This is a genomic window from Paenibacillus sp. P22 (assembly GCF_000469945.2).
GTDB classification, from domain to species: Bacteria; Bacillota; Bacilli; order Paenibacillales; family Paenibacillaceae; genus Paenibacillus_O; species Paenibacillus_O humicus.
Window position 1 is genome coordinate 20,449 of the sequence record NZ_CBRA020000134.1, and the last position, 10,201, is coordinate 30,649.

The window sequence follows — 10,201 nt, forward strand, 5'->3', positions numbered from 1 at the left end:
GGGAGGATTGGCATCATGACATCGATCGTCATCGGAAGCTGGACGTTCAGAGCGGCTGGCCGGGAGGAAGCATGGATGGAAGCGAAAGTTCCAGGCTGTGTCCATACCGATCTGCTGCGCAACGGAAACATCGAGGATCCCTTTTCGTCCAGCTCGTGTTCGAAGGACTGGATACGTACGCGGACGTTACGCTGAACGGATCCCGCCTGTTGTCGGCGGACAATATGTTCCGCATCTGGAAGGCCGAAGTGAAAGGCCTCCTCAAGGAGAGCGGCAACAAGCTCCATATCCGCTTCCGCTCGCCCGTCAACGAGGATCTGCCGAAGCTGGAGCGGCTCGGCTATGCGCTTCCGGCGACGAACGACCAGTCCGAGCTTGGCGGCCTTGGCGACAAGCGGATCAGCGTTTTCGCCCGCAAAGCCCCCTATCATTACGGCTGGGACTGGGGACCGCGCTTCGTGACGAGCGGCATTTGGCGTCCGGTCCGTCTGGAGAGCTGGTCGGGCGTCCGCATCTCCGATCTGTTCATTCGGCAGGACGCCGTCTCGGCCGAAGCGGCGGAGGTGACGGCGGTCGTCACGGTGGAAGCCGCTGCCTCGGGTCCCTCGACGATGGTTGTAACCGTAGAAGGCCGGGAGCACAGACTTGAAGCGGAGCTGGAGACGGGAATCCAAACGCTGGAGCTCCCGATCCGGATCGAGCAGCCGCGGCTCTGGTGGAGCCGCGGGCTCGGCGAAGCGTCCCTCACGGAATTCCAGGCCAGGGTTGACAAGCAGGACGGAGCAGCCGACTCCAGGACGGTCCGGACCGGACTGCGTTCCGTCCGTCTGGTGCGCGACCGCGACGAAGCCGGCACCTCGTTTTACTTCGAGCTGAACGGCGTCGCCGTATTCGCCAAGGGAGCGAACCATATTCCGAACGACAGCTTCGTCTCGGAAGTGACGGAGGACCGTTACCGCCATGAGATCTTGTCCGCGGCCGAAGCGAACATGAACATGCTGCGCATATGGGGCGGCGGTATTTACGAGCAGGATATTTTCTACGACCTGTGCGACGAGCACGGCATCATGGTCTGGCAGGACTTCATGTTCGCCTGCAGCATGTATCCCGGCGACGAAGCCTTCCTGGACAACGTTCGCGCGGAGGCTGAGGACAATGTCAGGCGCCTGCGCAATCATCCGTCCATCGTGCTCTGGTGCGGCAACAACGAGATCGATTCCGCCTGGGCCCACTACGACGAGAACGGCGGCTGGGGCTGGAAAAAGGACTACACGCCGGAGCAGCGGGAGAGCATCTGGGCCGACTATGAAGCCATCTTCCACAAGCTGCTTCCGGATGCGGTAGAGCGGCTGTCGCCGGGCATCGGGTATTGGCCTTCCTCGCCGCTCATCAGCCTTACCGAGGATGCGGGCCAGCATGCCTTCCCGGAATCTGCGGCCGGGGACGTCCATTATTGGGGCGTTTGGCACGCCGTAGAGCCGTTCGAGAACTACAAGCTCAAGATCGGCCGCTTCATCAGCGAGTACGGCTTCCAGTCCTTCCCGGAATACAGATCGGTGCGCTCCTTCGCCGAGGAAACCGATATGGAGCTGCTGTCCACCGTCATGCTCGCCCATCAGAAGAACGGAGCCGGCAACAGGCTCATCAAGGAATATATGGACATGTATTTGCCGGAGCCGAAGGACTTCCCGGCCTTCCTCTACGAGAGCCAGATTCTGCAGGCTGAAGCGATGAAGATGGCGATTGAAGCGCATCGGCGCCGCCGCCCTTACTGCATGGGCACCCTTTACTGGCAGATGAACGATTGCTGGCCGGTCGCCTCCTGGGCGGGCATGGATTATTTCGGCCGCTGGAAAGCGATGCACTATTACGCCAAGCGCAGCTTCCGGGACGTTCTGCTCTCCGCAGACAGGACCGGCACGGGAATCGATCTCCATCTGGTGAACGATTTGCAGGCATCGCTGCAAGGCACCCTCAAGGTCAGCCTGCTGGATTTCTCCGGGCTCACGCTTGCCGAGCGCGAAGTGCCGGCTGCTGCGGCAGGAGGCCAATCGCGGCTGCTGCTCTCGCTTGCAGGCGAAGAGCTTCTGCCGGAAAGCGCTGCCTCCGATTCCGTTCTGGTGACGGCGGAGCTGGTTGCCGAAGACGGGTCGCTGCTTGCCGCAGCCTCCGCCTTCCTCGAAGGCGACCGCCAGCTTGCGCTTGCCCCGGCATCGATCCATGTGGAAGAGATCGAGGGCAGCGGCGGCAGCCGCTTCCGGGTCAGCGCCAGCCGTCTGGCTAGAGCGGTATGGCTGCAGAGCGACCGCGAAGGCATATTCAGCGACAACTTCTTCGACCTGGTGCCGGGGCGCCCGGTGACGGTGGCGTTCAAGGCGCTGAAGCCTGGCGCAGTGCGTTATGAGGCTGCCGACGCCGGGCGGGTGACGGCCTCGTCCATGGCGGATGCGGTGAAAGCCCTCGCCGCGAAAGGCTGAGCAAGGCAGTCAGGCCGTGCTGTTCGGCTGTCGCTCTGACAGCGGAACAGCCCTTTTCCCTCCATTTGTGCCCGGATACAGAACTTTCTTCCCGAAAAGCGCCAAGGCGAATAAGCTGCCGCGGCGTTTTTGGCGTCCTGTCGAACATTGACGTTCTCTGACGAGTGGCGGTAAAATCCAGTAAGATCGGCTTGTTCATTTTTAAGGCATGACAGACTTCTCCCCGGCGCTTGCGCTGGGATGGATTCAAGGATTCCGGGTAAAAAGGACGGACGGCCGGAGCGGAGATGCGCACTCCTTCATACGGTCCGCAGGGACTAGCCCGCTAGTGGACCTATGACGCCAGCGGCGGCAATCTCCTTCATTCGTCAGGTTTCCCTTTCGAGATGCAGGTAGTACAATGTTTGCACATACGAGAAAGTTGAAAAGGAGAACCTTATGAGCGAAGAGAGCCTCTTTTCCCCGATAGAACCTGACGGCAAGCGGACAAGACTCCAAGCGGAGGAGCCGGGACTGCCGCAGTACAAATCCGTCGTGCTTCATAATCCCCATCCGCTCGTCATGATGGATTCTTCCTGGAGAATCTCCATCGTGAATCCGGCGTTCACCGAGCAGCTCGGCTGGTCCCAGAATGAGGTGGCGGGCATGGATGCGATTGAATTCAGAACTCTGCTGATGCCCCAGTCGGACATCGACCTGGAACGGTTCGGCGCGGGCGGATCGGAGCCGGTCTCCTATGAAACTCAATGCCGAAGCCGGAGCGGCAAGACAATCAGCCTGGAAGTCGTCTTTTTCCCATTGAAAGCGGAAAACGGAACCATTTGCGGATACCTGTTCTCCCTGATGGACATATCCGCCCGCAAGGAAGCCGAGCTTAAGCTGCAGGAGACGATCGAGAGATATACCTCGCTCAAGAAATACAACCATGATGCCGTCATATCCCTGGATCTGAAGGGCTGCTTCATTCATTGCAACGCCGTCGCCGAAAGGCTGCTCGGCATGCATGCCGAAGAGCTTGTCGGCAAGGACTTTTCTCCCTTTGTCAAAGTGCCGGATATCCGCTCCGTATTGGCGGATTCGCACGAAGGCGACTCGGTTGAGCGGCGGATCAGCGAAATCGTGAATCGCAACGGAAAGGCGGCTGAGATTCTGACCTCCGTCGCCCCGATCATCATCAACCAACGGATCATGGGCTACTATCTGATCGCCAAGGATATCACCGAGCAGAAGAAGCTGCTCATCGAGAAGGAGGCTGCGGAGTCGACGACCCGCGCCAAAAGCGACTTCCTGGCGATGATGAGCCATGAAATCCGCACGCCGATGAACGGGGTGATCGGCATGACGCAGCTGCTGCTGGATTCGCCCGATCTGAGCGACGAGCAGCGCAGCTTTGTCGAGATCATCCGGCAGAGCGGGCAATCGCTGCTGACGATCATCAACGACATTCTGGACTTTACGAGAATCGAGGCCGGCAAGACGGCTATGGCCAAGGCTCCGTTCAGCATCCGGGAGCTCGCAGCCGAGAGCGTGTCCGTCCTGATGCCGGAAATTCTCGAGAAGAGGCTGTCCATCGATTCCAAGGTCGACGGCGATGTCCCGGACATGCTGTTCGGCGACGGGGGCAAGCTGAGGCAAGTGCTGCTGAACATGCTCGGCAATGCCGTCAAGTTCACGGATTCCGGCGGTGTCAGCCTTCACATCTCGCGGAAGGAATCGACCGATGCCGGCGTCCTGCTCCTCATCAAGATCCGGGATACGGGAATCGGAATTCCCGCCGATGCGCTGCCGCTCCTGTTCAATCCGTTCAGCCGCCTGGACAACTTCATGACCCGCAAGGTGGAGGGCAGCGGCCTTGGCCTTGCCATATCCAAGAAGTTCGTCGAGCTGATGGGCGGAACGATCGGAGTGGAAAAGGTGGACGGGCCTGGAGCTTGCTTCGCCTTCACGGTCAAGCTGGAACGGAGCTCTGAGCAGGCGGCTCGGGCCGAACAGGCCGAAGCCGGAGCGGAAGAATCCCGTTCCTTCAAGATCCTGATCGGCGAGGATAACGAAGTGAACCAGATGGTTCTGCAGAAGATGCTGGTCAAGCTCGGCCACGAGGTGGAGGTCGTCGGCAACGGTACGGAAGTGGTGGAAGCTTTCCGCAAGGACGACGGCGGATACGACATGATTTTCATGGATGTGCTCATGCCGGACATGGACGGGATGGAAGCGACCCGACATCTGCGCAGCCTATCGGAAAACGAGGACACGCCTTATATCGTCGCGGTTACAGCCAATGCGCTCAAAGGGGACAGGGAAGCCTGCCTAGCTGGCGGCATGAACGATTACATCAGCAAGCCGATCCGCAAGGAATCGCTCTTGCAGGCGCTGGAGCGTTACCGGCTGCAGAGGGCGAGAGGAGACAAGCATGGTCAAGACAGCAATCGGTACCGGCAAGTTTAAGCTGGAGAAGCCGAGACTTGCAGAAGCCGGTCTCGAGCAGCCCGTTCATCCCTTGTTTGCGGATTCAGGCAGCTTTCATGAAAATCTGCTTGTACGCGAGGCGGCCGTGGAGGAACGGAATACGGAGCGCTCGGTCGCGGAACGGATTCTGTGGCAGCATGTCACGTTCACGGATTGCCGTCTAGACAGGCTGGAGCTGACGGATTGCCGGTTCGAGAATTGCGATCTGTCCAACATCCGTCTTGACGAGGCGGTGCTTCATCGGGTAGAGTTCCACAGCTGCAAGCTTGTAGGCGCGGATCTGTCGGGGGCGGTGCTGCGCAATGTTCTTTTTGAAGACTGCCAGGCGGATTATGTCTCCTTCCGGTTCGGCAGCTTCAAGCAGGTCAAGTTCAGCGGCAGCAGCTTGAACCATGCGGACTTGTACCGGTCGGAGCTGTCCAAAACGGTATTCGAGGACGTGCAGCTGGACAAGGCCCAGCTGTCCGGAACCCGCCTGTCCGGAATCGATCTCAGCTCCTGCGAGTTCCATCATCTCGGCGTCGAGATGGAGGATCTGAAGGGCTGCATCATCGCGCCTGCCCAGGCGATCCTGTTCACGAGAATTTTCGGACTGGTCGTCAAGGAGTAGCCTCCTGTCCAGAGCATGAAGAAGGACCGGACGCGAGCAGACATGCTCGCGTCCGGTCCTTTTTTTGGCGGGACGAGATCGGTTTCCTTTAGAACGCCCAGTTGCCGCCGCGGAAGATCGGCTCCAGGCTGCCGTCCTCGAGGATGCCGTCGATATCCATTTCGGCGGAGCCGATCATGAAGTCGACATGGGTCATGCTCGTGTTCAGCCCTTTTTCCTTCAGCTCGTCCTGGGACATGCCCTTGCCGCCTTCAATGTTGAAGGCATAGGCGCTGCCGAGCGCAAGATGGTTGGAGGCGTTCTCGTCGAACAGCGTATTGAAGTACAGAATGTTGGAGCGGGAAATCGGGGAATCGTAAGGCACGAGAGCGACTTCGCCGATCCGGCGCGCGCCTTCGTCCATCTCGAGCAGTCCTTCCAGAGCGGCAAGCCCTTTCTCCGCCTCGGCCTTCACTACGCTGCCGTTCTCGAACGTCAGCTTGAAGTTGTCGATGATGGTGCCCCCGTAGCTGAGCGGCTTGGTGCTGGATACATAGCCGCTTACGCCGTCGGCCTTGGCCGCTGTGAACACTTCCTCCGTAGGAAGGTTGGCTACGAATTGGTTGCCTTGGATATTGTGGCTGTCCGCCGCGACCCACAGATGGCCTTCCGGAAGCTCGATCGTCAGATCCGTTCCCGGGGCGGTGTAATGCAGCTTCTTGTATTTGCGCGAGTTGAGATGCTCCGACTTGGCGTTCAGGCTGGCGATATGCTCCTTCCAGGCGGCGACCGGATCGTCGAGATCGGCGCGTACGGCTTTGAGGATGGACGTCCACAGGCTGCTGTACTGCTCTTCTTCCGTCGATCCCGGGAACACCTTCTTCGCCCATGCTTTGGACGGCGCCGCGACGACGCACCAGCTGAATTTGTCGGACTGCATCATCTGGCGGTATGTAGAGAGGGCTTTGCCGTAGGTTTTCTGGTGGTTGATGATACGCTCCTGGGCGACTCCCTTGAGCAGATCCGGATCGGAAGAAACGACGCTGATGACAGCCGCGCCTTCCTGGACAAGCTCCAGCATTTCCCCGGCATACCATTTGGGCTCGTCGAGGAACGCTTCGTCCGGCGCCAGCTCATAGCGCAGGCGGGCAAGCGTGTCGTCGTTCCAGTTGACCTTGACGGAACGGGCTCCTGCTCCGTACGCTTTTTTGGCGATCAGGCGAACGAGGTCCGCGGCATCGAGAGACGCGTTGATGACCAGTCTCTGGCCGGGCTGGATTTGGACGCCGACCTGAACGATCAAATCCGCATACCGCTCGATTTGCTCTTTCAGTTTGGTCATGTTGATTCCTCCATTCATTGTGCGGGTTCCTGATTATTGTACACGATCTGTTCCGAAAAATGAAAATGCCATGCTAAGATGGGAAGACCAAACCGCCTTGCCGGCGCCTGAAAGGAGAGGAACGTCTTGTTCTCCTGCCAATTGAACCCCGACCTGGAGCTGAGGCTTCTCGAGACGCGGTACGCGCGTCCCTTGTTCCGGACCGTCCAGCGGAACCGGAATTATCTGAACGAATGGCTTCCCTGGGTCAAGCATATCGAGAATGTCGACGACATGAAGGATTACATTGAATTCGAGCAGAAAAGAAGGGAGCTTCAGCAAGGCTTCTCCGCAGTCATCCTCGAGGGAGGAAATCCCGTCGGCGTCGTCAGCTACCAGGAGCTCGACTGGCGCAACCGCAAGGCTTCGCTCGGATATTGGCTGAGCGCCGATTGCCAGGGAAGAGGAATCATGACGATTGCCTGCAAGGAAATGGTCCAGTATGCCATCGTGACGCTCGAAATGAACCGGGTCGAAATCAGGACCCGGTCGGACAATGCCCGCAGCCGGAGTGTCGCTGAGAGGCTGGGCTTCTCGCTTGAAGGCCTGCTCAGGCAGGAGGAGCGGAGCGGAGCTTCCTATTACGACCATGCTGTCTACGGCATGGTCGCCTCGGAGTGGGACCGGCACAAAAGAGAACGCCGGAAAGCGGCCGGTGACGGCTATGTCGAAGCGGCCGCAGCGGAGGAGGCATGACTCCGGCCGGGGCAAGCAGCTTCTACGATGCCGTGCTGACGAGCGAACATCTCGAGCCGGAGGTGACCGCCTATTATTTCAAGCGCTGGAACGGGTATGAGATGGACTTCCACCGTCATGATTCCATGGAGATCATGTATGTCATCGAAGGATCCTGCCAGGTGCAGACGAGAGAGATGAGGCATCGGGAAGACGGCATGCTGAGGCGGGGAGAGCTGGTGCTGCTCGATGCGGGCACGGAGCATCGGCTGATCGTCGACGCCGCCAAGGGCTGCCGCATGCTGAACGTGGAGTTCCGCTTCCGGCCGGCCGAGGGTCCGAATCTCTCGGTCCGAGCGCTGGCGGAGGCGGAGGCGTCTGTGCGCAGCCTGCTTTCCCGCGCGCAGCCGCGCATCGTCATGAAGGATACCGATGAATGCTTCCATATTCTCCGCTGCCTCGTTCTGGAGCTGGATCAGCAAGGCATGGAAGGAAACCGGCTCACTGGCCTCCTGTTCGGCCAGCTGATCATCCGCATTGCCCGGCTGGCGGAGAAGAGCCTGGAAGACGGAGCGGAACGGCTGGTTTCCTACATCGGCCGATGCAAGGACTTCATCCACGAGCATATGGATCGGGAGCTGCAGCTGAGGGACATTGCCGCCGAGGTCAACCTTCACCCGAACTATTTGCAGCGGATCTTCAGGAAGGCGGAGGGAATGTCTGTCGGAGCCTATCTGTCGGCGGTCCGCTATGAGAAGGCGAAGCAGCTGCTTGCCCGGACCGCGATTCCGGTATCCGATCTATGGGATTATGTCGGGCTCGGCAGCCGGTCCTACTTCCATGCCTGGTTCCGCAAGCTTGCCGGGATGACGCCGAGCGAATACCGGCAGAGCAGTCTCGCCGACAGCAGGGATCCTTCCGCCTATAGCAGAAATCCATCCGCCGTCGGCAAGGATTCATCCGACGAAGGCAGGGATCCATCCGCCGTCGGCAAGGATTCATCCGACGACAACAGGGCTTCATCCCCGGAAGGCAGGGACGGATCCCCGTGAGGGACAGGACAGGTTTCGATTTCTGACATCTGCGCCACCAGACGGTTCCGTTATCGATAACGCTTAATCCCCCGCGCCTGCTACACTCTATCCATAGGCATCATCCAAGATGGAGGGATCGGGCAATGGCCAAAAAAGTTGCGTTTATCGGGGCGGGCAGCATCGGGTTCACGAGAGGACTGCTGCGGGATCTGCTCTCCGTGCCGGAGATGCGGGATGTTAGGATCGCCTTCACCGACATCCATGCGGACAATCTGGAAATGGTGACCAAGCTCTGCCAGCGAGACATCTCGGAGAACGGCCTGGACATCGTCATCGAGGCATCCACGGATCGAAGGAGAGCGCTTGCAGATGCCGATTATGTCATCTGCACGATACGAGTCGGCGGCCTCGAAGCATTCCGGACCGATGTGGAGATTCCGCTGAAGTACGGGGTCGATCAATGCGTCGGCGACACGCTGAGCGCAGGCGGGATCATGTATGCCCAGCGGGGCATTCCCGAGATGCTCGCCATCTGCAAGGATATCCGCGAGGTCGCCAGCGGGGACGTGCTTCTCCTCAATTACTCCAACCCGATGGCGATGCTGACCTGGGCGTGCAATCGATACGGCGGCGTCCGCACGGTCGGGCTGTGCCACGGGGTGCAGCACGGCCATTGGCAGATCGCGGAGGCGCTGGGGGTCGCTACAGAGGAAGTCGACATCGTCTGCGCCGGCATCAATCACCAGACCTGGTACGTACAGGTCAAGACCGGAGGCGTGGACCGGACCGGCGATCTTCTGGAAGCCTTCGAGCGCCATCCCGACTTTGCCCGGACCGAGAAGGTGCGGATCGACATGCTTCGCCGCTTCGGCTATTACAGCACGGAGTCCAACGGCCATTTGAGCGAATATGTGCCTTGGTACCGCAAGCGTCCGGAGGAGATCGCGGACTGGATCGACATGGGCAGCTGGATCAACGGGGAGACGGGCGGGTACCTGCGCGTCTGCGTCGAGGGCAGGCTTTGGTTCGAGACGGAATTTCCGGCCTGGATGCAGGAGCCGCCGCTGAAGTACTCGATGGATGAGCGCAGCCAGGAGCATGGCTCCTACATCATCGAAGCTTTGGAGACGGGAAGGACCTATCGCGGACATTTCAACGTCGTCAACGGCGGCATCATCTCCAATCTGCCGCAGGACGCGGTCATCGAAGCGCCGGGTTATGTGGATCGCAGCGGCATCGCCATGGGAGCCGTCGGCGAGCTGCCGCTCGGGCCGGCAGCCGTCTGCAATGCCAGCATAAGCGTGCAGCGGCTCGCGGTCGAAGCCGCTGTGCGCGGCGACGACAAGCTGCTGCGCCAGGCGTTCATGATGGATCCGCTCGTCGGTGCCGTCTGCAACCCGCCGGAGATCTGGCAGATGGTCGACGAGATGTTGGCCGCCGGCGAAGCCTGGCTTCCTCAATACAAGGAGGCCGTTGCGCAAGCGCGCAAGCGTCTTGAAGAAGGTCCTCTTCTGCCGGTAAGAGCCTCGGAAGGGGCGGCGCGGCTGAAGACGAAGACGCTGGAGGAAATGCGGCTGAA

6 protein-coding genes and 1 pseudogene are annotated in these 10,201 nt (G+C 59.9%); 6 read left to right on the plus strand and 1 reads right to left on the minus strand.

Features of this window, described 5'->3' with window-relative positions; all coding sequences use genetic code 11:
- Window positions 1-15 precede the first annotated feature (15 nt).
- The 3 genes and pseudogenes from BN871_RS18150 to BN871_RS18160 all read left to right on the plus strand — a co-directional run bounded on the left by BN871_RS18150 (window position 16) and on the right by BN871_RS18160 (window position 5,553).
- Window positions 16-2,477: pseudogene (locus tag BN871_RS18150) on the plus strand (glycosyl hydrolase 2 galactose-binding domain-containing protein).
- Between the two features lie 438 nt (window positions 2,478-2,915).
- Window positions 2,916-4,922, plus strand: a complete 2,007-nt coding sequence (locus BN871_RS18155; protein ID WP_053087008.1) for a PAS domain-containing hybrid sensor histidine kinase/response regulator — start codon at window positions 2,916-2,918, stop codon at window positions 4,920-4,922.
- Window positions 4,888-5,553 (plus strand): pentapeptide repeat-containing protein, encoded by a 666-nt coding sequence (locus tag BN871_RS18160; protein ID WP_021880657.1) that lies wholly within the window; start codon window positions 4,888-4,890, stop codon window positions 5,551-5,553. The genes BN871_RS18155 and BN871_RS18160 overlap by 35 nt, the downstream gene beginning before the upstream one ends.
- A gap of 88 nt (window positions 5,554-5,641) precedes the next feature.
- Here the strand turns inward: BN871_RS18160 and BN871_RS18165 are convergent, their stop codons facing one another.
- Window positions 5,642-6,874, minus strand: a complete 1,233-nt coding sequence (locus BN871_RS18165) for an aminopeptidase (RefSeq protein WP_048748241.1) — start codon at window positions 6,872-6,874, stop codon at window positions 5,642-5,644.
- A gap of 126 nt (window positions 6,875-7,000) precedes the next feature.
- On the opposite strand from BN871_RS18165, the gene BN871_RS18170 reads away from it, so the two are divergent.
- From BN871_RS18170 to BN871_RS18180, 3 genes are all read left to right on the plus strand, one after another.
- Entirely contained in the window at window positions 7,001-7,609 is a 609-nt protein-coding gene (locus BN871_RS18170) for a GNAT family N-acetyltransferase (protein WP_021880659.1), read from the plus strand.
- The gene (locus tag BN871_RS18175) at window positions 7,606-8,640 is read left to right on the plus strand and encodes an AraC family transcriptional regulator (RefSeq protein WP_021880660.1); all 1,035 of its coding nucleotides are present in this window, start codon (window positions 7,606-7,608) and stop codon (window positions 8,638-8,640) included. The genes BN871_RS18170 and BN871_RS18175 overlap by 4 nt, the downstream gene beginning before the upstream one ends.
- A 125-nt stretch (window positions 8,641-8,765) precedes the next feature.
- Window positions 8,766-10,201, plus strand: a 1,436-nt coding sequence (locus BN871_RS18180) for an alpha-glucosidase/alpha-galactosidase (protein WP_048748231.1), incomplete at its 3' end; no start/stop codon positions are given.

Coding starts and splice junctions, on each gene's coding strand:
- BN871_RS18165 (WP_048748241.1), bottom strand. CDS start 6,874: ATGACCAAACTGAAAGAGCAAATCGAGCGGTATGCGGATTTGATCGTT.
- BN871_RS18160 (WP_021880657.1), top strand. CDS start 4,888: ATGGTCAAGACAGCAATCGGTACCGGCAAGTTTAAGCTGGAGAAGCCG.
- BN871_RS18175 (WP_021880660.1), top strand. CDS start 7,606: ATGACTCCGGCCGGGGCAAGCAGCTTCTACGATGCCGTGCTGACGAGC.
- BN871_RS18155 (WP_053087008.1), top strand. CDS start 2,916: ATGAGCGAAGAGAGCCTCTTTTCCCCGATAGAACCTGACGGCAAGCGG.